The following is a 375-nucleotide window of genomic DNA, read 5'->3' as shown; positions in this document are numbered from 1 at the left end:
CCATGATCTTTTACCGCCACATCCGTATGCGCTTTATCCACCACATCGGTGATAGTCGGCGCAGCCGGTTTATCTTTACTCGGGTCAACCGGTGCAGAGGAATCGACGGTTACCTCAAAACCATTAGATGCAGGGCTAACGTTACCCGCCGCATCGGTAGCGGTTGCCGTAATGTCGTGGGCGCCGTCCGCGAGTTGGGTATCGATATGCCAGTTGCCATCGGCATCAGCCGTGCCACGGCCCACTTCTTTACCGTCGCTGTCGGTCAGTACCACCGTGCTGTTGGCTTCCGCCTTACCGCTAAAGGTGACATCCGGTGTTTTGGTGCTCGAGTGGTCCGCAATCGCCTGATCCGGGTGGCCCGTCTCAACAACA

Annotated in this window: 1 protein-coding gene; it reads right to left on the bottom strand. The window is 57.3% G+C overall.

All coding sequences use genetic code 11. The annotated features are described in order from the left end of the window. Positions 1-375 (bottom strand): Ig-like domain-containing protein (locus tag HGT71_RS15655; protein WP_214218609.1); only part of this gene is annotated, 375 nt, incomplete at both ends.

It is taken from the genome of Rosenbergiella epipactidis (genome assembly GCF_018494055.1).
In the GTDB taxonomy this organism is placed as follows: domain Bacteria; phylum Pseudomonadota; class Gammaproteobacteria; order Enterobacterales; family Enterobacteriaceae; genus Rosenbergiella; species Rosenbergiella epipactidis.
Note: the sequence above shows the minus strand (reverse complement) of the source record. Positions and strands in the feature narration are given on the sequence as shown.